Origin of the sequence: Streptomyces sp. M92 (assembly GCF_028473745.1) — a bacterium.
Lineage (GTDB): Bacteria > Actinomycetota > Actinomycetes > Streptomycetales > Streptomycetaceae > Streptomyces.
Map to the genome: position 1 here is coordinate 3,020,920 of NZ_CP101137.1, position 25,677 is coordinate 3,046,596.

Consider the following 25,677-nt stretch of genomic DNA (forward strand, 5'->3'; position numbering starts at 1 on the left):
GCCGGCTCAGAGCCAGCCGTTGCGCTTGAGCGTGCGGTGGATGCCCAGACAGATGGCCACGGTGACGCCGATGACCATGGGATACCCGTACTTCCAGTGGGTCTCCGGCATGTGGTCGAAGTTCATGCCGTACACCCCGCACACCATCGTCGGTACGGCGATGATCGCCGCCCACGAGGTGATCTTGCGCATGTCCTCGTTCTGCGCGACGGACGCCTGGGCGAGGTTGGCCTGGAGGATGGAGTTCAGCAGCTCGTCGAAGCCGACGACCTGCTCCTGCACCCGGGCCACGTGGTCGGCGACGTCCCGGAAGTACTTCTGGATCTCCGGGTCGATCAGCCGCATCGGCCGCTCGCTGAGCAGCTGCATGGGGCGCAGCAGCGGGGAGACGGCGCGCTTGAACTCCAGGACCTCGCGCTTGAGTTGGTAGATCCGGCCGGCGTCGGTGCCGCGCGGGCTGCCCTTGCGGCCCGGCGAGAACACCTCCGTCTCGACCTCGTCGATGTCGTCCTGCACCGCGTCGGCGACCGCGATGTAGCCGTCGACGACGTGGTCGGCGATGGCGTGCAGCACCGCGGAGGGGCCCTTGAGCAGCAGCTCGGGGTCCTCCTGGAGCCGGTGCCGCAGCGCGCGCAGCGAGCCCTGCCCGCCGTGCCGGACGGTGATGAAGAAGTCCCGGCCGGTGAAGCACATCACCTCGCCGGTCTCGACGACCTCGCTGTTGGCGGTCAGCTCGTCGTGGTCGACGTAGTGGATGGTCTTGAAGACGGTGAACAGGGAGTCGTCGTAGCGCTCCAGCTTCGGTCGCTGGTGGGCCTGGACGGCGTCCTCCACGGCCAGCGGGTGCAGGCCGAACTCCCGGGCGATACCGGCGAACTCGTCCTCGGTCGGCTCGTGCAGGCCGATCCACACGAACCCGCCGTCGCGGCGCACCTGGCGCATCGCCTGGTGCGGGCTCAGCGGCGCCTCGGTCTCGACGCGGGCACCGTCGCGGTAGACGGCGCAGTCGACGACGGCGGTGGCGGTCGCCGGGTCACGGGTGGTGTCGTAGGCGCCGGTGTCCTTGCGCAGCGAGACGCGGGACGGGCGGACCGCGGCGCGCAGGTCACGGATCATCGACATGGCAGGCTCCTTCGCGACGGGCAGCGAGCGGGGCCGGCGGCGGGTGGAACCACCCGGAATGAGGACGTCCTGGCCGTACGTGCTCGGCACGTCCACAAAGCGGGGAGCACCGCACCGTCGCGGTGGCCGGCTTCGCTGCTGATTCAGCGGCTGACCCGGATCGGTCGACGTCGTCGACGAGGCCGACGGGCCGGATCAGGCAAAACGAGACGAAGTGCTCTTCCGTGCGCGGGCGCGCTGGAGACGGGAAGCCGCGGGGGCGGTGAGCCGGGGCGGCCGCGTCAGCGGCCGGAAGAGCGGGTGGTACTGCACGGTCGACTTCGGTCCATGCCGCCCACCTCCTCCGGCCGGTCCCTCGTGAGGGACGATCGATTCCCTCGTTTGGGAGGGTTCCCCGTAGGGAAGTCTTCAGGCGCCGGGGTCTTGATCGCGGCGCTGCTGCGCGCTGCCCCGAGCCGCTGGCCCAGAGTATCAGTCACCCGACGTGTCAAGGCGCCGCTTTGCCTTGTACTGACGAGTTCTATGCTCGCCGCATGGCTGATGTTCTTCCTCTGGTCGAGGCCCGGTTGCTGAGCGCACTGGGCGAACCGGACGCCCGCGCGGCGGTCACCTTCCTCGGCACCGACCGCATCGAGGTGCTGCGCTTCCCGGGCGGCGGTCAGGAGGGCGACATCGTCCGCTACGCCACCCTGGGCATGTCCGCGCAGCCCATGGCCGACCCCACGGCGGTGCTCGCCGACCCGGTCAAGGGGCCGCGCGCCGAGCTGCTCCTCTCAGTGCGCGCCGGTCTCGCCGACACCGGCAAGGTGCTCCGCCCGCTGGCCGTACTGGCGGCTTCGCCGCAGGTGGAGGGGGTCATCGTGGCGCCCGGCGCGTCCCTGGACGTCGGCGAGCCGCTGTGGCCCGGGGCGCCCTTCACCTCGTGCCTCGTCGCCGAGCCCGGTGGCCTGGTGGAGGACCTGGAGCTGGACGCCCCGCTGGACCCCGTACGGTTCCTCCCGCTGCTGCCGATGACGCCGAACGAGGCCGCCTGGAAGCGTGTGCACGGTGCCCAGGCCCTCCAGGAACGCTGGCTCACCCAGGGAACGGACCTGCGGGATCCGTCCCGCAGGTCCGTGCCGCTGGAGTGACACAACGCATCGGCTGTCGTCGGTCAGTTGGCGAAGACGGTGACCCCGTCCTCGGTCGCGTGCTTCGGCTCCAGCTCCTCCGCCTCGCTGGTGAGCGCGCGGCGCCGTACGAGGACCACGACCGCGCCCAGCACGGCGGTGATCGCCGCCACCACGAACGGGATGCGGATGTCGGTCCACTCCTCGATCTTCGGCGCGAAGTAGGGCGCCGCGGCGGCCGCGAACCAGCGCACGAAGTTGTAGCCCGCGCTCGCCACCGGCCGCGGCGCGTCGGACACCCCGAGGGCCAGCTCGGTGTAGACGGTGTTGTTCACGCCGATGAACGCGCCGGACAGGATCGTGCAGACGATCGCGGTGGTGTGGTCGCCGTAGCCGAGCACCAGTACGTCGGCGGCGAGCAGTACCAGTGAGCCGCCGAGCACCTTCAGCGAGCCGAACCGCTTCTGCATCCGCGGCGCCACGAGGACCGAGAAGACGGCGAGCAGCACGCCCCACGCGAAGAACACCGCGCCGGACTTGTACGGCGTCATGTTCAGCACGAACGGTGTGAAGGCCAGCACCGTGAAGAACGTGTAGTTGTAGAAGAACGCCGAGACCGCGGCGGAGGCCAGCCCGCCGTGGCCCAGTGCCTTGACCGGGTCCAGCAGCGAGGTCTTGCGGGCCGGCTTCGGCTGCTCCTTGAGGAACACCGTGATGCACAGGAAGCCGATGGCCATCAGGAAGGCCGTGCCGAAGAACGGGTAGCGCCAGCTCGCGTCGCCGAGCAGCGCGCCCAGCAGCGGGCCGCAGGCCATGCCGAGGCCGAGCGCCGACTCGTACAGCAGGATCGCCGCGGCGCTGCCGCCGGCCGCCGCGCCGACGATGACGGCGAGGGCCGTCGAGACGAACAGCGCGTTGCCCAGGCCCCAGCCGGCCCGGTAGCCGACGAGCTGGCCGACCGTGTCTGAGGTGCCCGCCAGGCCCGCGAAGACCACGACGAAGGCGAGCCCGAGCAGCAGCGTCTTGCGTCCGCCGATGCGGCTGGAGACGAAGCCGGTGACCAGCATCGCGAGGGCGGTGATGAGGAAGTAGGAGGTGAACAGGAGGGAGACCTGACTGGCGCTCGCGTCCAGACCCTTGGCGATGGACGGCAGGATCGGGTCGACGAGCCCGATCCCCATGAAGGCCACGACGGACGCGCCGGCGGTCGCCCACACCGCCTTGGGCTGCCGCAGGATGCCGCCCGCACCCGCGTCGAAGGGGTCCATGCAGTGCTCCAATGCCGACGACTGGTTGGTGTATGCACATAGTAAGTTAGCCCTGCTAATTAATGCAAGATACATCTAGTTTGCCCGGTCAACCCTGCCGCCCGGATGGGTGATCGTCCTTGACGTGGGGGAGTGAGGGTAGGACCGTGGGGCTCTATGAGGGGCGAACCCAGTTGCCCGAAGTGTGGTGGCCGGGTCAGGGCTCCCGGCCTCTTCGCCGATTCCTGGCAGTGCGACCTGCACGGCACGGTGCACCCGGTGCAGCCCGTGCTCCCGCCCAGCGTCGAGGCGCTCGGCGTCGTGGTGCACCGCACGCAGGTGCCGGTGTGGATGCCGTGGCCGCTGCCGGTCGGCTGGCTGTTCACCGGCGTGGCCTGCGCGGGTGACGACCGCAGTGGCGGCCGGGCGACCGCCGTGGCCTGCTCCGGCCCCGGCCCGCTCGGCGGAGTCGGTGAGCTGATCCTGGTCGCCGAGGAGCTCGGCGTCGGACTCGGTGCGCGGTACGCGGGCCTGGACGCCCCGGACCCGGGGCCGTACATGAACGTCGAGAAGCCGCCCCAGGCGAAGGTGCTGGCCGCCGGCCGCCCCACCCCCCTCTGGCACGTCTCCGGTGCCCCCGTCGACCGCGCGGTCTTCGCCGGGGAGGCCCTCGGGATGTGGCTGTGGGCCGTCGCGTGGCCGGAGCAGGCCGCGCTGCTGATGTACGAGGAACTGGTGCTGACCGACCTGCGGGACGCGGGCGCCGAGGTGGACCTGGTGCCCTGCGGGGCGCTGTCGCCGCGGCTGCTCCAGCCGTAGCCGTCGGGGCCGGTGGGCCCGTGGGCCGGGCGGGAGCCGATGTGTAGTGGGTGTAGTGGGCGCCGGCCATGTTCGGGTGTGACAGTGGTGGTCCGAGTTCCGGTTATCCTTGAGCGTCCCCTTCCGTCCCGTCATCGCTTGGAGTCAGCGTCGTGCGCATCGATCTGCACACCCACTCCACCGCGTCCGACGGCACGGACACCCCGTCCCAGCTGGTCCGCAAGGCCGCCGCGGCCGGGCTGGACGTCGTCGCGCTGACCGACCACGACACCACCCGGGGGCACGCCGAGGCCGTCGCCGCGCTGCCCGAGGGGCTCACCCTCGTCACCGGCGCCGAGCTCTCCTGCCGCGTCGACGGCATCAGCATGCACATGCTGGCCTATCTCTTCGACCCCGAGGAGCCCGCCCTGCTCGCCGAGCGCGAGCTGGTCCGGGACGACCGGGTGCCGAGGGCCAAGGGCATGGTCGCCAAGCTGAACGCGCTGGGTGTGCCGGTCACCTGGGAGCAGGTCGCGCGCATCGCGGGCGACGGCTCGGTCGGGCGGCCGCACGTGGCCACCGCCCTCGTCGAGCTCGGCGTCGTACCGACCGTGGGCGACGCCTTCACCGCGGACTGGCTGGCCGACGGCGGCCGGGCCTTCGTGGAGAAGCACGAGACCGACCCCTTCGACGCGCTGCGGCTGATCAAGGCGGCCGGCGGTGTGGCCGTGTTCGCGCACCCGGCCGCCGCCAAGCGCGGGCGCACGGTGCCGGAGGCCACGATCGCAGACCTGGCCGCCGCCGGGCTCGACGGCGTCGAGATCGACCACATGGACCACGACGCGGACGCCCGGGCGCGGCTGCGGGGGCTCGCCGAGGAGCTGGGGCTCCTGGTGACCGGATCCAGCGACTACCACGGCAGCCGGAAGACCTGTCTGCTCGGCGAGTACACGACGGACCCCGAGGTGTACGGGGAGATCACGCGGCGGGCGTTCGGTGCCTTCCCGGTGCCGGGCGCCGGCGGAGCCTGAGCCGTACCCCGCCCGCCCACCTTTACTTCTCCCGCAAGGCCAGTAGCTCACCCATGTTCGACATCGCCGTCTTCGGCTCCCTCTTCCTGACCCTTTTTGTCATCATGGATCCCCCCGGGATCACCCCGATCTTCCTCGGGCTGACCTCCGGCCGGCCCGCCAAGGCGCAGAAGCGGATGGCCTTCCAGGCCGTCTGCGTCGCCGGTGGCGTGATCACCGTGTTCGGTCTCCTCGGGCACCAGATCCTCGACTACCTGCACGTGTCCGTGCCCGCGCTGATGATCGCGGGCGGGCTGCTGCTCCTGCTGATCGCGCTGGACCTGCTCACCGGCAAGACGGACGAGCCGAAGCAGACCAAGGACGTCAACGTCGCACTCGTACCGCTCGGCATGCCGCTGCTCGCCGGGCCCGGCGCGATCGTGTCGGTCATCCTGGCCGTGGAGAAGGCCGACAGCGTGACCACGCAGGTGTCGGTGTGGACGGCGATCCTCGCCATCCACGTGGTGCTGTGGCTGGTGATGCGGTACTCGTTGCTGATCATCCGCGTCATCAAGGACGGCGGCGTCGTCCTGGTGACCCGCCTCGCCGGCATGATGCTCTCCGCGATCGCCGTGCAGCAGATCATCAACGGGGTCACGCAGGTGATCCAGGGCGCGTGACGCGACGCTCGTGACCGACAGGGCTGGGGCCCCCGCACGGCTCGCGTGCGGGGGCCCCGGTGCGTGCGGTCGTCCGCGCTACAAGGCCGAGGTGTCGGCGGGGCGGATCCACAGGCGCTGCCCGATGGCGGCGGCCTGCTGGACGATGCGGTTCACGGAGGCGGCGTCCACGACGGTCGTGTCCACGGGGGTTCCGTCGACGTCGTCGAGTCGCATGACTTCAAAGCGCATGGCCTCTCCCTTGATCTGGTCATCCTCCTGAGGAGAACTACTGGTGTGGCTCCCGGGGTCGTCGGTGCCCGGGGAGTCGTTCATCATCAACGGGGTGAGCGGTGCAAACATTCCCTACGCTAAGGAAATTTTTCGAACTGCTAATTACTGACAGGTAAGCCGATCGTTACGGCGCCGCCGGATGCCCGGAACCAGACTGACCGGGACCGGTTGTGTTCGCAGCGTGACCGCCGGGACAATGGGAGGCGATGAACGACGACCTCGTGTCCCTGAGCGCCCGCATCGATCGCACCAACGAGCTGCTGCAGCGCATGCTCGCCGAGGTGGCGAAGACGCCCTCGACCCACGCGATCTTCGTCGACGCCGGGTACCTCTACGCGGCGGCGGGGCGTCTGGTGGCCGGGACCGAGGACCGCCGGGCCTTCGACCTGGACGCCGAAGGCCTGATCGAGGCCCTCATCGACAAGGCGCGCACGATCTTCGCGGACAGCCGTCTCCTGCGGGTCTACTGGTACGACGGCGCCCGGCGCCGCATCCACACCGCCGAGCAGCAGTCCATCGCCGAGCTCCCGGACGTCAAGGTCCGCCTGGGCAACCTCAACGCCAACAACCAGCAGAAGGGCGTCGACTCCCTCATCCGCTCGGACCTGGAGTCCCTCGCCCGGCACCGGGCGATCAGCGACGCGGCCCTGCTCGGCGGCGACGAGGACCTGGTGTCGGCGGTCGAGGCCGCCCAGGGCTACGGCGCACGCGTCCACCTGTGGGGCGTCGAGGCGCCCGAGGGCCGCAACCAGGCCGACCCGCTGCTCTGGGAGGTCGACAGTCAGCGCACCTTCGACCTGGACTTCTTCAAGCCGTACGTCTCCCGGCGCACGGCCCAGACCTACGAGACGACGGGCGCCGCCGCCCGCCCCGCCCGCGAGGACGTCCGTTTCGTCGGTGCGCAGATCGCGGCGAAGTGGCTGGCCTCCCGGGGCCGCGAGTCACTGGTGGATCTCCTCCCCGGCCACCCCTACCTCCCCGGCTCGGTCGACCAGGACCTGCTGGTGGAGGCCGAGGGGCTGCTGCAGTACTCGCTGCGCGGCCAGGCCGACCTGCGGCGGGCGCTGCGGGACGGATTCTGGGAGCACCTGCGGGCGCAGTACTAGCCGACGGCCGGGTGACTAGGGCGCGCTCGGCCGTGACCGCCGGGCGACGTCGTCCCAGAAACCGGCGAGGGCGTGGGCGGTCGGCAGGGGCTGGTCGGTGTTCGGTGAGTGCTCGGCGCCGTCGATCACGGTCCGGCGCGCGTCCAGCCGTACGGCCATCTCGTCCAGCAGGGGGATCGGCCAGGTGTCGTCGTAGTCGCCCGACAGCACGTGGCACGGCAGTGGCGTGGCGGCGAGTTCGGCGACCCGGTCCGGCTCGGTGCACAGCTGCCGCCCGGTGGCGAGCAGCTGCGCCGGCCTGGTGCCCAGCCAGCGGTCACGCAGCCGCTCCGGGTCCTCCGGGCCGTGGGCGGGTGCGGGGGCGCCGACCTCCTCGGGCGGCCCCATCGCCTGGATCACCTGCCAGACCTCGGCCATCGTCATCGTGTCCAGAGCGTCGCGCAGCAGTTTCACCCGCTGCTCCTGGGAGGCGGAGATCCGTGCCGGGCCCGAGGACATCAGCGTGAGGGACACGAAGGGGGCGTGGTCGAGGAGGACGGCGGACCGGGCGATCTGCCCGCCGAGCGAGTGCCCGAGGAGATGCACCCGCGTCCCGAGGGCACCGGCCTGCGCCAGCACGTCCCGGGCCAGCTCGTCCCGCGCGTAGGCCGCCTCGTCGTGCTCGGGCCCGTCGGACTCGTACTGTCCCCGCCCGTCCACGGCGACCGTCCGGTACCCGCGTGCCCCGAGCGGCTCGTGCAGCTGGGTGAAGTCCTCTTTGCTCCCCGTGAACCCGGGCAGCATCAGCACCGTTCCCCGCGGTTCGACCCCGTCGGCCACGGGCGAGTCGACGACGGCGAACTCACCGCGCGAGGTACGCAGCCGGTACGCGCGGGCGTCGGAGGGCGGGGTGAAGTCGGCGTTCCTGCTCACGGGCAGAGGCTATCGGGCGGGGTGGGGAGGAGCCCGGAGGTGTTCTGAGGAGTTCCTCGGGGACGGGGACGCCGTCGGCCCGGCCCGCGTTCGTCGCGGGCCGGGCCGACGGCTGGGTGGAGCGGCGTTGGTCAGAGCTCGCCGGACTCCGGGGAATCCACGGGACGCGTGGCGGCCGCCGCGGTCTTGCGGGTGCGGCGGGCCTTCGGCTTGGCCTCGGCCGTGTCGGCGGCGTCCGTGCCCGCCTCCACCGTGGTCGCGGCCTTACGGGTCCGGCGCCGCGGCGCGGCCTCCGGCTCCTGTGCCGACTGCGCGGGGATCTCGGCCGTGGTCTCCGGCGCCTCGGTGGCCGCCGCGGTCTTGCGGGTGCGGCGGGCCTTGGGCTTGGCGTCGGCCTCGGCCTCGGTCGGGTCGGCGGCGGTCTCCGTCTTCGCGGCTGCCGTCTTCCGGGTGCGTCGGGGCTTGGCCTCGGCGGTCTCCGGTGCCTGGGCAGCGGCCTCCGTGGCCTCGGTGGCCGCCGCGGCCTTGCGGGTGCGGCGGGCCTTGGGCTTGGCGTCGGCCTCGGTCGGGTCGGCCGCGGTCTCCGCCTTGGCGGCTGCCTTGCGGGTGCGGCGGACCTTCGGCTCGGCCTCGGTGGTCTCGGCCGTGTCGGCGGCGCTCTCCGCCTTGGTGGCGGCCGTCTTGCGGGTGCGGCGCGGCTTGGCCTCGGCGGCCTCCGGCTCCTGTGCCGACTGCGCGGGGATCTCGGCCGTGGTCTCCGGCGCCTCGGTGGCCGCCGCGGTCTTGCGGGTGCGGCGGGCCTTGGGCTTGGCGTCGGCCTCGGGCGTATCGGCGGCGCTCTCCGCCTTGGTGGCGGCCGTCTTGCGGGTGCGGCGAGGCTTGGCCTCGGCCGCCTCCGGTGCCTGGACCGCGGTGCCGACGGCCTCGGCCGTGTCCGTGGCGGCGGCCGCCTGCACGGAGGCCGACTTGCGGGTACGTCGCGGCTTGGCCTCCGTCGCCTCGGTCGTCGCCGCCTCCGCCGTGTCGGCCACCGTCTCGGCGGTGGTCGTGGCCTTACGGGTGCGGCGGCGCGGCTTCTGCGCCGTCGCCTCGGCCACCGGAGCGGCCTCGACGACCGGCGCCTCGGCCACCGGAGCGGCCTCGACCGCGGTGACCTGCGCCTCGGCCGACTTGCGGGTGCGGCGGCGGCGCGGCTTCGCGGGAACCTCCGTCGCATCCGTGGCTTCCGGCACCGCAGGCGCGGTGTCCGCCACGGCCGGTGCGGCAGGGGCGTCGGTCGTCGCCGGCGTCACCGGCTGCTGGGCAGGCTCGCCACCGCGCGTACGGCGTCGACGGCGCAGCGTGCGGGGACCCTGGGGGGCATCCTGGCCGGCGTCGGCGCGCGGGCGCTGTCCGCCCGCCGCCGGTCACGGCCCGCCCGGGCGGGGTGGGGGGGGGGTCGCGGCGCGGCGTCGGCGTCCACCGGCGCACCGCCGCGCATCCGGCGGCGGCGTCGCGGCGTACGGGGCGCACGCTCGCGGTCGGCGGAACGGGACTCGTCCCGGCCGCCCCGGCCGCCCCGGTCGCCGCGCGTGCGGCCACCACGGCCGCCCGGCTCGCCCAGGTCCTCCAGCTCCTCCGCGTCCAGCCCGGCACGGGTGCGCTCCGAGCGCGGCAGCACACCCTTGGTGCCCTCGGGGATGCCGAGGTCGGTGTAGAAGTGCGGGGAGGTGGAGTACGTCTCCGGCGGGTCGTTGAAGTCCAGCTGGAGCGCCTTGTTGATCAGTTGCCAGCGGGGGATGTCGTCCCAGTCGACGAGGGTGATCGCCGTACCCTTGGCGCCCGCGCGGCCGGTCCGGCCGATGCGGTGCAGGTACGTCTTCTCCTCCTCCGGCGACTGGTAGTTGATGACGTGCGTCACACCCTCGACGTCGATACCGCGGGCGGCCACGTCGGTGCAGACGAGCACGTCCACCTTGCCGTTGCGGAAGGCGCGCAGCGCCTGCTCGCGGGCGCCCTGGCCGAGGTCGCCGTGGACCGCGCCGGAGGCGAAGCCGCGCTGCTTGAGCTGGTCGGCCAGGTCGGCCGCCGTGCGCTTGGTGCGGCAGAAGACCATGGCCAGACCCCGGCCCTCGGCCTGCAGTATGCGCGCCACCATCTCGGGCTTGTCCATGTTGTGCGCGCGGTAGATGAACTGCTTCGTGTTCGCGACCGTCGTGCCCTCGTCGTCCGGCGAGGTGGCGCGGATGTGCGTCGGCTGCGACATGTAGCGGCGGGCCAGTCCGATGACCGCACCCGGCATGGTGGCCGAGAACAGCATCGTCTGGCGCCGGACCGGCAGCATGTTGATGATCTTCTCGACGTCGGGCAGGAAGCCCAGGTCGAGCATCTCGTCGGCCTCGTCGAGGACCAGGCACTTGACGTGCTTGAGGCTCAGCTTCTTCTGGCCCGCGAGGTCCAGCAGCCGGCCCGGGGTGCCGACGATCACGTCGACGCCCTTCTTCAGGGCCTCCACCTGGGGCTCGTACGCGCGGCCGCCGTAGATGGCGGTGACGCGTACGTTGCGGACCTTGCCGGCGGTCAGGAGGTCGTTGGTGACCTGCTGGCACAGCTCGCGCGTCGGGACGACGACGAGGGCCTGCGGGGCGTCGGTCAGGGCCTCGGGGGCGGCGCGGCCCGCCTCGACGTCGGCGGGGACGGTGACGCGCTCGAGGAGCGGGAGGCCGAAGCCCAGCGTCTTGCCGGTGCCGGTCTTGGCCTGGCCGATCACGTCCGTGCCGGACAGGGCCACGGGGAGCGTCAGCTCCTGGATCGGGAAGGGAGTGGTGATGCCGACGGCTTCGAGGGCTTCGGCGGTCTCGGGGAGGATCCCGAGGGATCGGAACGTCGTAGTCAGGGTGCTGCCTCTTCTGTGTACGTGGTGCGAGGCGAGCGCGCGGGTCGTGCCGGACCGTGTCGGGGACGTCGGCTGCCTTACGGACGGGTGAGCCGTAGGACACGGGACCTCTGTCGACGCTCCAGCGCTCGTACCACTGAGGGTCCCCCTCCGGATTCCGTACGCAGCGTGGCGTACGGCAGGGAGGGCTGTCGAGTCGGAGCCGATCGGGCCACCGACCGGGCATCCTCATGCGTGCGGCCCGACGACGATGTCACGTACCCGTACGTCACATACTCGGCAGGCGCATTACCACCATACCCCGGATTCGCGCACACGCGATGGCCGATTTGGACACGTAGTCGTCGTCACACTGATCCACCCGGGGTCGGCCGGGGGTCGGCCGGGGCCACCGGGGGCCTTCCGGCGCGTGACGGGCGAGCTATTGTGCGCTGCATGACGAGCTCTGACAAGCCTGGCAACGCCGCAGACGCCACCGCCGAACCCACTTCGGTCGCCGCCCGGGACTGGGCGACTGCCGCCGCCGACCCGCAGTACCGCGCCGCCGTCGTGGATCTGCTCGGCGCACTCGCGTACGGCGAGCTGGCGGCGTTCGAGCGGCTCGCGGAGGACGCCAAGCTGGCGCCGACGCTGGCGGACAAGGCGGAGCTGGCGAAGATGGCGTCGGCGGAGTTCCACCACTTCGAGCGGCTGCGCGACCGGCTCGCCGAGATCGGCGAGGAGCCGACGGCGGCGATGGAGCCGTTCGTGGCCGCCTACGACGGCTTCCACAAGCAGACGGACCCCTCCGACTGGCTGGAGGGGCTGGTCAAGGCCTACGTCGGCGACTCCATCGCCAGTGACTTCTACCGCGAGGTGGCGGCCCGTCTCGACTCCGACACCCGCGAACTGGTGCTGGCGGTGCTCGACGACACCGGGCACGCCGGTTTCGCCGTGGAGAAGGTGCGCGCGGCGATCGACGCGGACCCGCGCGTGGGCGGGCGGCTCGCGTTGTGGGCGCGGCGGCTGATGGGCGAGGCCCTGTCCCAGTCCCAGCGTGTGGTCGCCGACCGGGACGCGCTGTCGACGATGCTGGTGGGCGGCGTCGCGGACGGCTTCGACCTCGCCGAGGTCGGCAAGATGTTCTCCCGGATCACCGAGGCCCACACCAAGCGGATGGCGGCCCTGGGGCTGGCGGCCTGACGGAGGCGGGCGCGGGCGCCGCGGCGGGCGTGGGCGCCGGCGGCGCACGGAGGGCGGGCGGAGGCGTCGCGGCGGGCGGTGGCCGTGTCCCTGCGCGGGTGACCCGTGCGCGGCCGTCGGCGGGGACGGCCGGGCGGTCGCTCAGGCGGTGGCCCGACGGTCGCTCAGGCGGTGGCCGAGCGTCGGCGCAGTCTCGCCGCGGGACGCAGCAGCAGCGACAGCGATGCCGCGGAGAGAGCCGCCGAGCCCAGGAGGACCAGCACGAGACCGCCGGCGCCCAGCGCGGTGTGCGTGACGAACGCCCCGAAGAGCGCCCCCGCGATGCCCGTCGGCACCACCAGGACGGGGGCCGGCAGCCGGTGTGGCAGACGGTGGGCGGCGGCCCATGCCAGGGCGAGGCCGAGGATCGCGGCGCTGAGCGCTTCCAGGAGCATGTCGGGGTCCCTCCCACACGGCCGGCCTGCCCGAAACGGTCACAGCCGTCTTACCCCTGACCTGCGGAAGGCAACCCTCCCCCTGTGGGTGAACTGTGCTCCACCCGTGCACGGGACGTACGGGACGTACAGGAGGGGCCCGGCGGTGAGTCACCGCCGGGCCCCTCCCGCGACTGCGTCCGTCGTCCCGCGCCCGCCGACTACAGCGCGCCGAAGCCCACCTTGCGCGGGGACGGCTCGCCGATCTCGACGTAGGCGAGTCGGTCGGCCGGCACCAGGATCTTGCGGCCGTGTTCGTCCACGAGGCTCAGCAGCTGCGACTTGCCGGCCAGTGCCTCGGCGACCACGCGCTCGACCTCCTCGGCACTCTGACCGCTCTCCAGAACGATCTCGCGGGGCGCGTGCTGCACGCCGATCTTGACCTCCACGGCTATGTCCCTCCGACGGTCAGTGAAGTGCGCGATCTTCCGCGCCGTACCCAGCACACATTAGCCCGGTGAGGGGACGTACACGCTCCGCCGGAGAACGCCAGGAGCGAACAGCGGACGGGAACAGCAGTCCCGCCGGTCCCGCGGACGTGCCGGTCAGTGCTGCTCGGTGCCGTGCAGCGGGAAACCGGCGATGCCCCGCCAGGCGAGGGAGGTCAGCAGCTGCACCGCCTGGTCGCGGGGCACGCTGCGGTCGCTGTGCAGCCAGGAGCGGGCCACCACCTGAGCGAGGCCGCCCAGACCGGAGGCCAGCAGCATCGACTCCGCGCGCGAGAGGCCGGTGTCCTCGGCGATGACGTCGCAGATCGCCTCGGCGCACTCGTTGGTGACCTTGTCGACGCGCTCGCGCACGGCGGGCTCGTTGGTCAGGTCCGACTCGAAGACCAGGCGGAAGGCGCCGCCGTCGTCCTCGACGTAGGCGAAGTAGGCGTCCATCGTCGCCCGGACGCGCTGCTTGTTGTCGGTCGTCGACGCCAGCGCGTGGCGCACCGACTGGATCAGGGCCTCGCAGTGCTGGTCCAGCAGGGCGAGGTACAGGTCGAGCTTGCCCGGGAAGTGCTGGTAGAGCACCGGTTTGCTGACACCGGCCCGCTCGGCGATGTCGTCCATCGCGGCCGCGTGGTAACCCTGGGCCACGAACACTTCCTGTGCGGCGCCCAGCAGCTGGTTGCGTCGGGCTCGGCGGGGAAGGCGTGTGCCCCGCGGGCGTACCGCCTCTGTCTGCTCGATGGCTGTCACGCCGCCTCCCATAGTCGTCCTCGTGCGGTGTGCGCCGCGCCGCCATCGTACTTTTCGGTAACCGTGGTGTGTGCGGTGCGAGCGCAGAATTTCACGGACCGGACGGTGGCGAAAGCCGCACAACAGGTTTCAAAAGGGTTCAGGCCGGGCAGAAAACGTCCTCCTTCCTGCTCGGCGAGCCTTTTCAGCGGTAGTCGTCCTCGTCGTGGGAGACGACCCTGGCCTGTTCCGCCAGGTCGGCCTCGTTGGCGCGGTCCGGGTCGTGGCCGGTGAGCGGATCGTCGCGTTCCGGCGCGATGTCCGCCTTCTGCTCGGCCGCGTCGGCGTCCGGTGCCTCGACGTCGGGCTCCTCCGCCTCCTGCGCCTCGTACTCGAAGGTCTCCGGGTCGGTCGGGTCGACGGTCATGCTGGGCTCCCTTCCTACGAACGTCCCTGAAGGTGCAGGGGCCACACGCGGGTGCCCACTCCATGAGCGTAGGAGACACCCGATCCGGACGCCATGCGTCGTCCGTGGCCGTCCGTGGCTGTCCGTGGCTGTCCGTGGTCGTCTGTGCGGCGCGGACGCGCTCACCCTTGTGATGGCGAACACATGAACCATTGCGTGATCGTCTCGTAACATTGCCGCATGTATTCGACCGAGCCGCCGTCCGCCTCGCCCGCCAACGTGCTGCCGAAGGTCGCGGCCGTCAAGGTCGCGGACGGTGAGCGTCTGCGCTCGGTCCACCTGCCCGGCATCACCCTGACGGTGCGCTCGCGCCCGCCCGCCCGCGCGGGACTGCCGCCGGCCCTCTACGTCCACGGCCTCGGCGGCTCGTCGCAGAACTGGTCGGCGCTGATGCCGCTGCTGGACGGCGTCGTCGACAGCGAGGCCGTCGATCTGCCGGGCTTCGGCGACTCCCCGCCACCGGACGACGGCGACTACTCGATCACGGGCCACGCGCGCGCGGTGATCCGCCACCTCGACGCCTCCGGGCGCGGCCCCGTGCACCTCCTCGGCAACTCGCTCGGCGGCGCCGTCGTCACCCGTGTCGCCGCGGTCCGGCCCGACCTGGTGCGGACGCTGACCCTCGTGTCGCCCGCGCTGCCGGAGATCCGCGTGCAGCGCAGCGCCCTGCCGACGGGGCTCCTGGCGGTGCCGGGGGTGGTGGCGCTGTTCACCCGGCTCACCCGGGAGTGGACCGCGGAGCAGCGGGTGCGCGGTGTGAGGGCGCTCTGCTACGGCGATCCCGGGAGGGTGAGCGAGGAGGGCTTCCGCAACGCCGTTGAGGAGATGGAGCGGCGGCTGCAACTGCCGTACTTCTGGGACGCGATGGCGCGCTCCGCGCGTGGCATCGTCAACGCGTACACGCTGGGCGGCCAGCACGCGCTGTGGCGACAGGCCGAACGGGTTCTCGCACCCACGCTCCTGGTCTACGGTGGACGGGACCAACTCGTCAGCTACCGCATGGCCCAGCGTGCCGCCCGCGCCTTCCGTGACTCCCGGCTGCTCACCCTGCCGGACGCGGGGCACGTGGCGATGATGGAGTATCCGGAGTCGGTGGCCACGGCGTTCCGCGAACTCCTCGCGGACACCGGGAAGCCGGCGGCCGACGAGCGGACCGACGGGGTCGTCGAGGACGAGACCGCCAACCAGAGCACAGGAGGCTGAGGCGCGACGTGGGACGCCACAGCCGACGCGGACCCGCCCCCAAGCCCGCCGGCGCGGACACCGCCGCGCGGGAGAGCCGTTCCGGCCTGCTGGGCCGGCGCCGGGCAGCTGGGCCTCCGGCCGGGGAGCAGACATCACCACCGGTGAGCGGAGCTCCCGGCACCGCCTCCCATGGAGCACCGGGCGGCCCCCGGGGCGGCGACGTCGGACGACAGGGGCACACGGGACCGGGGCCGGGGCCGGGTTCGAGGTGGAGGCCGGAGGAGGCTGCTCCGGCGCACGGGTTCCCGTCTGTTCCCGGTGGGGCCCCGGGGCGAGACTTCCCGCGGGACGCGGACGGGACGCCGGCGCATGGTTTTCCCCGGGCTGCGGACGGGACGCCGGCGCATGGTTTTCCCCGGGTCGCGGGCGGCACGTCGGAGCGCGGCCTTCCGGACGGCGCGGACGGTACGCCCGCGCGCGGTGTCCCCAGGTTTCCCGACGGCACGCCGGCGCACGGCGTGCCGCGGGTTCGGGGTGGTCACCCCCAGCAGCGCGAACCCGGTGGCGGCTGGGGCGAGCTGAGCGGCCCGGACGGTGCCGGCACCGGGGACGGGACACCGACCGCACCGCCCGGCGGCGCGCGCACCCGCCCGGGGCCTCCCGGTGGACCCGCCGGGCCCGGCACGCCCTTCCCGCGACAGCGGCAGGGTTCGCCGGGCGGGCCGCGGCAGGAGTACCTGGACGCCTTCGACGGTGATGGTGGCGGGGACGTCTTCGCGCCCCGCCCCCGGCGTCGTGTCCCCGCCCCCGCGCAGCCCGCCGACCCCTACGCCTCCGTCACCGACTGGAGCGCCGACGACGGCCCCGGCGGCCCGGGCCCCGACGCCGCTGCCCGTGCCGATGCCCCCGCCGACGACGCGCCGCCCACGGGCGAACCCGCGACGGCCAAGGGCGCCAAGGGCAGGACCTTCACCGGCATCGCCGCGGCCGCCGTCACCACCGTGCTGGCGGTCGTCGTGGCCGGGCAGGTCGCCGACGGCTCGGACGGCGAGGGCGCGCGGTCGCAGTCCGCCACCGACCAGGCCCGCGGCGCCCACGACTCCGCGTCGCGGGACGAGGGCCGCCCGACGCCCTCCGCGCCCGAGTCCGCGAAGCCGCTGACGTACGAGCAGAAGATGGGCAAGACCTACCCGCTCGACGCCACGCTCAAGGGCTCCGGGGAGTTCGAGGCCATCGCCGGCATCGCCGAGGGACCGGAGAAGGGGGATCGGCACACCTATCGCGTGGACGTGGAGCGCGGGCTGGGTCTCGACGGCGAACTCTTCGCCGAGGCCATCCACAAGACACTCAACGACGACCGGAGCTGGGCCCACAACGGTGCCCACACCTTCACGCGCATCTACTCCGGCGAGCCCGAATTCGTGATCACGCTGGCCAGTCCGGGCACCACCGCCGAGTGGTGCGCCAAGTCCGGCCTGGACACCACCGTGGACAACGTGTCCTGCGACTCGGCCGCCACCCAGCGCGTGATGGTCAACGCCTATCGGTGGGCGCAGGGCGCCGAGCCGTACGGTGACGACATCCACGGCTACCGGCAGATGCTCATCAACCACGAGGTCGGCCACCGCATCGGCTACAACCACGTCACCTGCGACAAGGACGGCGAACTCGCCCCGGTCATGCAGCAGCAGACGAAATTCGTCGACCACGACGGAATCGACTGCCGTCCCAATCCCTGGGCCTATCCGAACAGTTGACCGGCGAGCGGTCAGCCACGGCCATCGCGTCACGCTTCGTGACCACTTGAACCCTTAGCGCGATCGAACGCGTCCCGCACAGGAAAGTTACGACCGTTCACCCCTTTTGGTGGCGCGATGGACAACCGTCCATCGCGCCACCGCCTTGTCCGCATACGTTCGTCCCGCTGCGAGCCGCCGGGCCAACGGCGGCTCCCCAAACGGGAGATCGGGGGTGCGCGCGTGCGCATCGGACTGCTTACGGAGGGTGGCTATCCGTATGTGAACGGTGAGCCCGGACTCTGGTGTGACCGGCTCGTGCGAGGGCTCGAGCAGCACGAGTTCGACGTCTACGCGATCACCCGCGGCGAGCACCAGGAGGCCGAGGGGTGGGATCCGCTGCCGCCGCAGGTCGGCCGGGTGCGTACCGCGTCACTGTGGGACGCCGAGGACGACGGGGTCGTGTACGGACGGCGCACGCGCCGGCGCTTTGCCGAGTACTACGGCGAACTGGTCGCGATCCTCTGCGCAACCGTTCCCGAAGAAGCCTCCGGCCGGGCGGGGTCCGCGGCGTCGAGAGCGGACGCGACGGGCGCCCGCGACCAGTTCACCCAGGAGGCGGACCGTTTCGCCAACGCGCTGTACGGCCTCGCCGAACTCGCTCGTGACAAGGGCGGACTGCCCCGCGCACTGCGCTCGGAGACCGCCGTGCGCGCCCTGGAAAGCGCCTGTCGTGCGCCCGGCGCCCACCGCTCCGCGCGCGAGGCGCGCGTGTTTGATCTGCTCACCGTCGTCGCGCGCCTCGAAAGCATCCTGCGCCCCCTGTCGCTCGACTGGTACCAGGACGACGGGCTGGGCGCCGTCGACCTGTGCCACGCGGCCTCCGGCGGCACCGCCGCCCTGCCGGGCCTGCTCGCCCGGCACTTCTGCGAGGTGCCCCTGCTGCTGACCGAGTACGGGGTGCGGCTGCGCGCGCACTACCTCAACGAACCCGACTCCTCGCCCTCCATACGGTTCCTGCTGGCCGCCTTCCACGGCCGGCTGGCCGCCGAGACCTACCGGCGCGCGGCTTTCATCACGCCCGGCAACACGCATGCCCGACGCTGGCAGGAGCGCTGCGGAGCAGACCGCGCCAAGCTCCGTACGGTCCACCCGGGCATGGACGCGACCCCGTTCGCCGAGGTGGGGGAGTCCCCGGAACGCTCCGATCCGCACACCCTGGTCTGGGTCGGCCGGGTCGAGCCGGCCAAGGACCTCGTCTCGCTGCTGCACGCCTTCGCGGAGATCCGCAAGGACGAGCCCAAGACCCGCCTCAGGATCGTGGGCGGCCCCTCCGGGCCCGAGGGCGCGGCCTACCTCGCCCACTGCAAGGGCCTGGCCGCGCAGCTCTTCCCCGACGAGGCCGACGGACCACACGCCGTCGGCAGCAATCCGGTGACCTTCGAGGAGATCGGCGGGCCGGAACTTCCCTCCCGCGCCGACGCGTACGCCTCGGGGGCCCTGGTGGTCCTCTCCAGCGTCGTCGAAGGCTTCCCGACGGGCCTGGTCGAGGCCATGTTCTGCGGCCGGGCGACGGTGTCCACGGACGTCGGCGCGGTGGTGGAGGCCATCGGTGGCACCGGACTCGTCGTGCCGCCGCGCAACCCCCGGGCGCTCGCCGAGGCGTGCGTCGCCCTGCTGCGTGATCCCGAGCGCCGTGCACGCCTGGGGGCCGCCGCGCGCGCCCGCGCACTGGAGCTGTTCACCGTCGAGCAGAACGTCGCGGCATTTCACGGCATTTACCTCGACATCCTCTCGCGCACACCCGCACGCCGCGTCGTCCTCGACGACACCGGCGAACCCCTCCCGTTCTCCGTCCCCGCCGAGGCGCACGTTCCCGGCCGCTGGACGGACACCACGACCCGTGCCGTGGCCCGAGGCGGCCCGGCCTGGGCGACGGACACTCCCGTCCGGGCCACGCCCCGGACCTCGGACAGCGGTCACGTGCCCCGAACCGGGACTTCGCCATCGGCGACCGCGGCCGGCCGGGCTGCGGTTCCCGTGCGGGCGGTCGAAGGGGCCGGAGTCGAGGCTCCGGTTTCCACGGCCGAGAGCTCCCCGGCCGGGGTCTTGGTGTCGCGGGCCGCGGTGTCGGCGGCTGAGGGGGCGCGGGCCGGGGTTCCCGTTTCGGTGACTGACTGGGCGCGGGCTGCGGTTCCCGTGTCGGCGGACGAGGGGAGCGGTGCTGTGGATCCGGGTGCCGCAGCCGACAGAGTCACAGCCGCGGCCTCGGTTTCCACGACCGAGGGGGCCCGATGAGCGGCCTCCACGAACTGGACCGTGACTGGGCCGCGACCGGGCCGGAGGAGCCCGGCACGCGTCCGCCGGCCGCAGCTCACCGCGTCGCCGCCGACCCGGTGAAGGCCCTGATCCACCACCACCGCGAGCTGTGCGAACGCGCCGTGGACCCGTTGGAGATCGCGGCCGGGCTGGAGGCCCACGGCGTCACCGACCGGACCGCCGCACGCTTCCGCCACCGGGACGTCTTCTCCCTCGCGGAGGAGATGTACGCCCGCGTCCCGCGCGACGCCGACACGCCCCCGCGCCCCACGGACCAGCCGACCCCACGGGCCCCACTCGCCTGGATCGTGCTCGCCGTTCTGCCCGGCGCCCTGTGCGCCGCCGCCGTGGCCGTGCTGCACCTCACCGATGGCCGGACGCGCCTGGTCGCGGTCACCGCCGGAGCGCTCACGGTGGCCCTCGCTCTGCGCGCGGTACTGCGCCGAGGGCCGTTGAGCGCCGGCGCGCGGACCTCCGGTACCTGGACCTGGTGGCTCGTCGGCTACGCGATCCTCGGCGACGGCCTGCTCCGCACGGCTCTCTCCGGCGGCCCGGACGACCTGCCCGACGGGACCGCCGACGGACCGTGGCCCGTCACCGCGGCCCCCGTGCTGGCCCTCGCCCTGGCCTGTGCGCCCGCTGCCGGGTGCGCCCGCCTCTTCGCGGTGCGCGCCCGCCGCAGACTGACGGCCAGCCGGGGCCTGGAGGACTTCTCCGCCTCCGTACGCCCCCTGCTGCTCGGCACGTTCACCCTGTTCATGGCCGCGCTCGCGGCGCTGGCGGCGCTGACCGGCGCGGTACTCCGGGAACCGGCCGCCCACCCGCAGGTGCTCACCCTCGGCGCCCTCCTCCTGCTCGCCCGCCTGCTCACCGTGCACGGCCACACGCACGCCCCCGCGCTGATCCTCACCGCGGCGGCCCTGGCGGAGGCGGCGGCGGTGGCCACGGTCTTCGCCGCCCGCCTCCCCGGCTGCGGCTTCCTGGCCGCCCCCGTCGAGGCGCTGGTCGGCGCCTTCGGCCCGGGCACCGTCCCGACGGCGGCCTGCGGCACCGGAGCCCTGATCCTCCTGGTCCACGCGACCCGACGCCTGACCAGGGCATCCGCCCACGCGGCGCCGGAGCACCCGCGCTGACCACCTCCCCGGACACCCCCCAGACGCCCGCACCACCCCCTGAAGGAGCCCTCAGATGACCACCTCCCGACCCGACGCCTCGGCACCGGGAGCCGCCCGATGAGAGTCCTGCTGATCGGAGCCAACGGCTACATCGGCCGCTTCGTCGCCGAACGCCTGCTCGCCGACCCGGCCGTCCAGCTCACCACGCTGGGCCGCGGCGACGACGCCGATGTCCGTTTCGACCTCGCCAGCGGCAGCCCGGGCGCCCTCACCCGCTTCATCGACGCCGTCCACCCCGGCGTCGTCGTCAACTGCGCGGGGGCCACCCGGGGCGGCGCGCGTGATCTCACCCGGCACAACACCGTCGCCGTCGCCACCGTCTGCGAGGCCCTGCGCCGCAGCGGCTGCGGCGCCCGGCTGGTGCAGGTCGGCTGCAGCGCCGAGTACGGGCCCAGCCAGCCCGGCTCCTCCACCGCGGAGGACGCCGTGCCCCGCCCAGGCGGCCCCTACGGCGTCAGCAAACTCGCCGCCACCGAACTCGTCCTAGGGTCCGGCCTGGACGCCGTCGTCCTCCGCGTCTTCTCACCCGCCGGTCCCGGCACACCCGCGGGCTCCCCGCTGGGCCGGCTCGCCGAGGCCATGCGCCGGGCGATGCAGTCCGGCGACGGCGAGCTGAGGCTCGGCGGCCTCGGCGCGCAGCGCGACTTCATCGACGTCCGCGACGTCGCCCGCGCCGTGCACGCCGCCTCGCTCTCCGCGGCGCAGGGCGTCATCAACATCGGTTCCGGCCGCGCCGTACGCCTGCGCGACGCCGCCGCGACCCTCGCCCGGGTGGCCGGCTACGGCGGTGCCCTGCACGAGCTCGACGGCCCGCCCGGCGGGCTCCGGCCGGCCATCGGCCACCCGCGCACCGAATCCGCCGGCCACCGTGTCGACGCCCTCGGCCACCACCGCGCCGACGCCCTCGGCCATCACCGCCCCGAGCCCCTCGGGCACCGCGGCGAGCGCGCCGACGCCGAGCACGCGGTGCCCGTGGCCTACCCCTACCCGGACGGCTGCGGCAGCTGGCAGCAGGCCGATGTGCGCACCGCACGCGACCGGCTCGGGTGGCGGCCCAGGATCGCCCTCGAAGAGTCCCTCGCCGACATCTGGATGGAGGCGGCATGCCGTATCTGACCAGCACCGCAGCGGGCACCGCGAGCACCGGCGTCCGTACCGGCCTCGGCGTTCCGGGGCTGGCCCACCCCCTCGTCGCCCCCGGCGAGTGGGCGGAGCTGGCCTGGCCCGGTGCGCCCCTGCACTGGGTCGTGCTGAACGTCGCCGACGGCCCCGGAGCCCACCCCGACCCGCACTGCCTGGAGGCCGCCGGCCGGCTGCGCAACGCTGGGGTCCGCGTCCTCGGCCACCTCGACGCCGCGTACGGGGCCCGGAGCTTCGGCGAGCTGATCTCCGACGCCCACCGCCACCTCGACTGGTACCGGGTCGACGGCTTCCTCCTCGACCGCTGCCCCTCCGAACGGGCCGCGCTGCCCGAGGTCCGCCGCACGATCAGCACCCTGCGGGTGATCCGTGACGACGCCCACATCGTCCTCGGCCACGGCACCCACCCCCACCCCGGCTATGCCGAGAACGCCGACCAACTGGTGACGTTCTCGGGCGCCTGGAGCGACTACCGCTGGTCGCAGGCGGCCGAGTGGAGCGCCGACCACCCGCCCGAGCGCTTCTGCCACTTCGTCCACGGAGTGCCCCGCGGACACCTGGAGGAAGCGCTGCGCATCGCCCGCTGGCAGGGCGCCGCGACGATCTGGTTCACCGACCGCACCGAACGGGGCGGCGGGGGCGGCAGGATGGACCCTTGGGAGACGATGCCCGGCTACTGGGACGACATCGTCTCGCGTATCGGGACGGGTGTCTCGGAATGAAAAAGGCCGTGGCAGTGTTGCGAGGAGAACAACCGTAATTACTGACCGACAAACGGAGTCCCCGTGTCGCTGCCACCCCTGGTCGAGCCGGCCGCCGAGCTCACCGTAGACGAGGTCCGCAGGTACTCCCGCCACCTGATCATCCCCGACGTGGGGATGGACGGGCAGAAGCGGCTGAAGAACGCGAAGGTGCTCGCCGTGGGCGCGGGCGGTCTCGGCTCGCCGACCTTGATGTACCTGGCGGCAGCCGGTGTCGGCACGCTCGGCATCATCGAGTTCGACGAGGTCGACGAGTCCAACCTGCAGCGTCAGGTCATCCACAGCCAGGCCGACATCGGCCGTCCCAAGGCCGAGTCCGCCCGTGACACGATCAAGGGCATCAACCCGTACGTGGACGTGATCCTTCACCAGGAGCGGCTCGAGGCCGACAACGTGATGGACATCTTCGCCCAGTACGACCTGATCGTCGACGGCACGGACAACTTCGCGACCCGCTACCTGGTCAACGACGCCTGCGTGCTGCTCAACAAGCCCTACGTCTGGGGTTCGATCTACCGTTTCGACGGCCAGGCCTCCGTCTTCTGGTCCGAGCACGGCCCCTGCTACCGCTGCCTCTACCCGGAGCCCCCGCCCCCCGGCATGGTCCCCTCCTGCGCCGAGGGCGGCGTCCTGGGCGTGCTCTGCGCGTCCATCGGCTCCATCCAGACCAACGAGGCCATCAAGCTCCTCGCGGGCATCGGCGAGCCGCTGGTCGGCCGCCTGATGATCTACGACGCCCTGGAGATGCAGTACCGCCAGGTCAAGGTCCGCAAGGACCCCGACTGCGCGGTCTGCGGCGAGAACCCGACCGTCACCGAGCTCATCGACTACGAGGCCTTCTGCGGCGTCGTCTCCGAGGAGGCCCAGGCGGCGGCGGCCGACTCCACGATCACTCCCAAGCAGCTCAAGGAGTGGATCGACGACGGTGAGGACATCGAGCTCATCGACGTCCGCGAGCCGAACGAGTTCGAGATCGTCTCCATCCCGGGTGCCCGGCTGATCCCCAAGAACGAGTTCCTCATGGGCTCCGCCCTGGAGAGCCTCCCGCAGAACAAGAAGATTGTCTTGAACTGCAAGACGGGTGTCCGCAGTGCGGAAGTCCTCGCGGTCCTCAAGTCCGCCGGCTTCGCCGACGCCGTCCACGTCGGCGGAGGCGTGATCGGCTGGGTCAACCAGATCGAGCCGGAGAAGCCCGTCTACTGACCGGGCCCCGGCAGGCCGGGCAACGGCCACGCTTCCCGTACGGCGGGGGTTCCGCGCACCGCAGGTGCCCGGAGCCCCCGCCGTCGTCATGAGCAGACCTTGCCGTCCTTTGGCACCGTGCCCTTCAGCAGATAGGCGTCCACGGTGGAGTCGACACAGTCGCTCCCGCTCCCGTACGCCCCGTGCCCCTCGCCCTTCCAGGTGAGCACCACACCCACGTCCTCGCCCAGCTCGTCCGCCATCCTGCGCGCGCCCTCGTAGGGCGTGGCCGGGTCCCCGGTGTTGCCGACCACCAGGACCGGAGTCGCACCGGGCGCGCTCACCTTCGGAGTTTCGCGCTGACCGGGGACCGGCCAGTCGTGGCACCAGCCGGCCGTGTCCCAGCCGAGGAAGGACCCGAAGACGGGGGAGATCTTCTCGAACTCCGGCAGCAGCCTCTTCGTCTCCTCCAGGGTCGGCCGCTGCTTGTCGTCCAGGCACGATATGACCCGCTGCGAGTGGGTCGTCGTGCCGTAGTGCCCCGACGGGTCGCGCTCGTTGTATCCGTCGGCGAGTGCCAGCAGTTCCGAGCCGTCGCCCTCCTCGGCGGCCGTCAGCGCACTGGTCAGGGTCGGCCAGCCGGACTTGCTGTAGAGGGGCAGGACGATGCCCGTGAGGGCGAGGGTCTGCGTCAGCTCGCGGCCCGGTGACGACGTCGGCAGCGGCTCGGCGTCGAGCCGCTCCAGCAGGTCGGCGATCACCCGCGACCCCTGCTCCGGGTCCTGCCCGGTGGACTTCAGGTAGTCGTCCAGGGCGCGCTGGAAGCCCCGGGCCTGGTTCTCGGCGTGGCCGATCGTGTCGGCGGTCGGGTCCACGACGGCGTCCAGGGCCATGCGGCCCACGCGCTTCGGGAACAGGTGGGCGTAGACGCCGCCGAGTTCGGTGCCGTAGGAGATGCCGAAGTAGTGCATCTTCGCGTCGCCCAGGACGTGGCGCATCAGGTCCATGTCGCGGGCGGTGTCCGTGGTCGACACGTGTGACATCAGCTCGCCGGCGGACTTCTGGCAGCCCTTGCCGAAGTCGGCGGCGTCCTTCAGATACGCCTGTTCCTCGGCGATGGTGTCCGGCGTGGAGTCCACCGACTCGGCGGCCTCGATCGCCTCGTCGCCGCGGCAGCGGATGCCCTCGCTGGCGGCCACCCCGCGCGGGTCCCAGCTCACCAGGTCGTACCGCTCGTGCAGGGAGGAGACCGTGTCGGCGTAGGACGGCATCATGGAGACGCCCGAGCCGCCGGGCCCCCCGAAGTTGAACAGCAGGGAGCCGATGCGCTCGTCGCCGGTGGCCTTCGCCCGGATCAACGCCAGGTCGATCGTGTCGCCGTCCGGCTCGGCCCAGTTCAACGGCGCCTTGAAGGTGGTGCACTGCCAGTCGCCGTCAGGGGCGGGGGAATCCGCGGTGCCCTTGCAACGGCCCCAGTCGAGTTCCTGGGAGGCCAGCGACTCGGGCACTCCCGACGGCGCCGCCGCCGAGGGCAGCGGGCTGCCCGTTCCTCCGCCGCCCTCGTCCTCCCCGGACGAGCCGCCACTGCAGCCCGCCGTCAGCAGTGCCGCGGCGGCCGTCAGAGCCGTCCACCGTACGAGACGCGTCATCGCTCCCCCCCTCGCGAGCCGTCCGCGCCGTGCGGCGGATGGCGGTCATGCCATGGTAGGCGGAGTGCGCTGAACCTGCCGCGCCCTGTGGATAACCATCTGACCTGCGCG

The 25,677-nt window shown here is 72.6% G+C and carries 24 protein-coding genes; 13 read left to right on the forward strand and 11 right to left on the reverse strand.

Annotated features, from left to right (window positions below; genetic code table 11):
• Positions 1-6: 6 nt before the first annotated feature.
• A complete protein-coding gene (locus tag M6G08_RS13900) occupies positions 7-1,122 on the reverse strand; it encodes a magnesium and cobalt transport protein CorA (RefSeq protein WP_272587476.1) in 1,116 nt (371 codons plus the stop codon).
• Between the two features lie 533 nt (positions 1,123-1,655).
• On the opposite strand from M6G08_RS13900, the gene M6G08_RS13905 reads away from it, so the two are divergent.
• Positions 1,656-2,252, forward strand: coding sequence for a suppressor of fused domain protein (locus M6G08_RS13905; protein WP_272587477.1), 597 nt, complete (start codon positions 1,656-1,658; stop codon positions 2,250-2,252).
• A 23-nt stretch (positions 2,253-2,275) separates the two neighbouring features.
• Here M6G08_RS13905 and M6G08_RS13910 read toward each other — a convergent pair whose 3' ends face one another.
• The gene (locus M6G08_RS13910) at positions 2,276-3,499 is read right to left on the reverse strand and encodes an MFS transporter (protein WP_272587478.1); all 1,224 of its coding nucleotides are present in this window, start codon (positions 3,497-3,499) and stop codon (positions 2,276-2,278) included.
• A gap of 156 nt (positions 3,500-3,655) precedes the next feature.
• Here M6G08_RS13910 and M6G08_RS13915 point away from each other — a divergent pair, with 156 nt between their 5' ends.
• The 3 genes from M6G08_RS13915 (at position 3,656) to M6G08_RS13925 (ending at position 5,966) form a co-directional block, all read left to right on the forward strand.
• Entirely contained in the window at positions 3,656-4,297 is a 642-nt protein-coding gene (locus M6G08_RS13915) for a DUF6758 family protein (RefSeq protein ID WP_272587479.1), read from the forward strand.
• A gap of 152 nt (positions 4,298-4,449) precedes the next feature.
• Complete coding sequence (locus tag M6G08_RS13920; RefSeq protein ID WP_272587480.1) at positions 4,450-5,307, forward strand: PHP domain-containing protein; 858 nt, start codon at positions 4,450-4,452, stop codon at positions 5,305-5,307.
• Positions 5,308-5,360: 53 nt separating this feature from the next.
• Positions 5,361-5,966 (forward strand): MarC family protein, encoded by a 606-nt coding sequence (locus tag M6G08_RS13925; RefSeq protein ID WP_272587481.1) that lies wholly within the window; start codon positions 5,361-5,363, stop codon positions 5,964-5,966.
• 78 nt (positions 5,967-6,044) lie between these two features.
• On the opposite strand, the gene M6G08_RS13930 is transcribed toward M6G08_RS13925, so the two are convergent.
• Positions 6,045-6,197: a DUF8834 family protein gene (locus M6G08_RS13930; protein ID WP_007444413.1), complete on the reverse strand. Its 153-nt coding sequence runs from the start codon at positions 6,195-6,197 to the stop codon at positions 6,045-6,047.
• A 248-nt stretch (positions 6,198-6,445) separates the two neighbouring features.
• Here M6G08_RS13930 and M6G08_RS13935 point away from each other — a divergent pair, with 248 nt between their 5' ends.
• Positions 6,446-7,345, forward strand: a complete 900-nt coding sequence (locus M6G08_RS13935; protein WP_272587483.1) for an NYN domain-containing protein — start codon at positions 6,446-6,448, stop codon at positions 7,343-7,345.
• Positions 7,346-7,360: 15 nt separating this feature from the next.
• Here the strand turns inward: M6G08_RS13935 and M6G08_RS13940 are convergent, their stop codons facing one another.
• The 3 genes from M6G08_RS13940 to M6G08_RS35860 all read right to left on the reverse strand — a co-directional run bounded on the left by M6G08_RS13940 (position 7,361) and on the right by M6G08_RS35860 (position 11,027).
• A complete protein-coding gene (locus tag M6G08_RS13940; RefSeq protein ID WP_272587484.1) occupies positions 7,361-8,257 on the reverse strand; it encodes an alpha/beta fold hydrolase in 897 nt (298 codons plus the stop codon).
• Positions 8,258-8,388: 131 nt separating this feature from the next.
• Positions 8,389-9,489: a hypothetical protein gene (locus M6G08_RS35855; protein ID WP_336298991.1), complete on the reverse strand. Its 1,101-nt coding sequence runs from the start codon at positions 9,487-9,489 to the stop codon at positions 8,389-8,391.
• Positions 9,490-9,545: 56 nt separating this feature from the next.
• Positions 9,546-11,027 carry a DEAD/DEAH box helicase gene (locus M6G08_RS35860; RefSeq protein WP_336298992.1) on the reverse strand — a complete coding sequence of 494 codons (1,482 nt, stop codon included), beginning with the start codon at positions 11,025-11,027 and terminating at the stop codon, positions 9,546-9,548.
• Positions 11,028-11,567: 540 nt separating this feature from the next.
• Here M6G08_RS35860 and M6G08_RS13950 point away from each other — a divergent pair.
• Positions 11,568-12,314 carry a ferritin-like domain-containing protein gene (locus M6G08_RS13950; RefSeq protein ID WP_272587485.1) on the forward strand — a complete coding sequence of 249 codons (747 nt, stop codon included), beginning with the start codon at positions 11,568-11,570 and terminating at the stop codon, positions 12,312-12,314.
• Between the two features lie 164 nt (positions 12,315-12,478).
• Here M6G08_RS13950 and M6G08_RS13955 read toward each other — a convergent pair whose 3' ends face one another.
• The 4 genes from M6G08_RS13955 to M6G08_RS13970 all read right to left on the reverse strand — a co-directional run bounded on the left by M6G08_RS13955 (position 12,479) and on the right by M6G08_RS13970 (position 14,380).
• Positions 12,479-12,748, reverse strand: a complete 270-nt coding sequence (locus M6G08_RS13955) for a hypothetical protein (protein ID WP_272587486.1) — start codon at positions 12,746-12,748, stop codon at positions 12,479-12,481.
• 200 nt (positions 12,749-12,948) lie between these two features.
• Positions 12,949-13,176: a DUF3107 domain-containing protein gene (locus M6G08_RS13960; protein WP_073724418.1), complete on the reverse strand. Its 228-nt coding sequence runs from the start codon at positions 13,174-13,176 to the stop codon at positions 12,949-12,951.
• Between the two features lie 156 nt (positions 13,177-13,332).
• Positions 13,333-13,974, reverse strand: coding sequence for a TetR/AcrR family transcriptional regulator (locus M6G08_RS13965; protein ID WP_043383261.1), 642 nt, complete (start codon positions 13,972-13,974; stop codon positions 13,333-13,335).
• 184 nt (positions 13,975-14,158) lie between these two features.
• Positions 14,159-14,380, reverse strand: a complete 222-nt coding sequence (locus M6G08_RS13970; protein WP_272587487.1) for an Rv3202a family protein — start codon at positions 14,378-14,380, stop codon at positions 14,159-14,161.
• 219 nt (positions 14,381-14,599) lie between these two features.
• Between M6G08_RS13970 and M6G08_RS13975 the strand changes: the two genes are divergently transcribed.
• From M6G08_RS13975 to moeZ, 7 genes are all read left to right on the forward strand, one after another.
• The gene (locus M6G08_RS13975; protein ID WP_272587488.1) at positions 14,600-15,622 is read left to right on the forward strand and encodes an alpha/beta fold hydrolase; all 1,023 of its coding nucleotides are present in this window, start codon (positions 14,600-14,602) and stop codon (positions 15,620-15,622) included.
• A gap of 8 nt (positions 15,623-15,630) precedes the next feature.
• Positions 15,631-17,361 carry a DUF3152 domain-containing protein gene (locus M6G08_RS13980; protein ID WP_272587489.1) on the forward strand — a complete coding sequence of 577 codons (1,731 nt, stop codon included), beginning with the start codon at positions 15,631-15,633 and terminating at the stop codon, positions 17,359-17,361.
• A gap of 222 nt (positions 17,362-17,583) precedes the next feature.
• A complete protein-coding gene (locus M6G08_RS13985; protein ID WP_272587490.1) occupies positions 17,584-19,638 on the forward strand; it encodes a DUF3492 domain-containing protein in 2,055 nt (684 codons plus the stop codon).
• A complete protein-coding gene (locus M6G08_RS13990; RefSeq protein WP_272587491.1) occupies positions 19,635-20,792 on the forward strand; it encodes a hypothetical protein in 1,158 nt (385 codons plus the stop codon). Before M6G08_RS13985 ends, M6G08_RS13990 begins: the two co-directional genes overlap by 4 nt.
• Before the next feature lie 99 nt (positions 20,793-20,891).
• The gene (locus tag M6G08_RS13995; protein WP_272587492.1) at positions 20,892-21,950 is read left to right on the forward strand and encodes an SDR family oxidoreductase; all 1,059 of its coding nucleotides are present in this window, start codon (positions 20,892-20,894) and stop codon (positions 21,948-21,950) included.
• Positions 21,938-22,696, forward strand: a complete 759-nt coding sequence (locus M6G08_RS14000) for a spherulation-specific family 4 protein (protein WP_272587493.1) — start codon at positions 21,938-21,940, stop codon at positions 22,694-22,696. Before M6G08_RS13995 ends, M6G08_RS14000 begins: the two co-directional genes overlap by 13 nt.
• A gap of 63 nt (positions 22,697-22,759) precedes the next feature.
• Entirely contained in the window at positions 22,760-23,938 is a 1,179-nt protein-coding gene (gene moeZ, locus M6G08_RS14005) for an adenylyltransferase/sulfurtransferase MoeZ (RefSeq protein WP_272587494.1), read from the forward strand.
• Between the two features lie 86 nt (positions 23,939-24,024).
• Here the strand turns inward: moeZ and M6G08_RS14010 are convergent, their stop codons facing one another.
• Positions 24,025-25,566, reverse strand: a complete 1,542-nt coding sequence (locus M6G08_RS14010) for an alpha/beta hydrolase (RefSeq protein ID WP_272587495.1) — start codon at positions 25,564-25,566, stop codon at positions 24,025-24,027.
• Positions 25,567-25,677 lie beyond the last annotated feature (111 nt).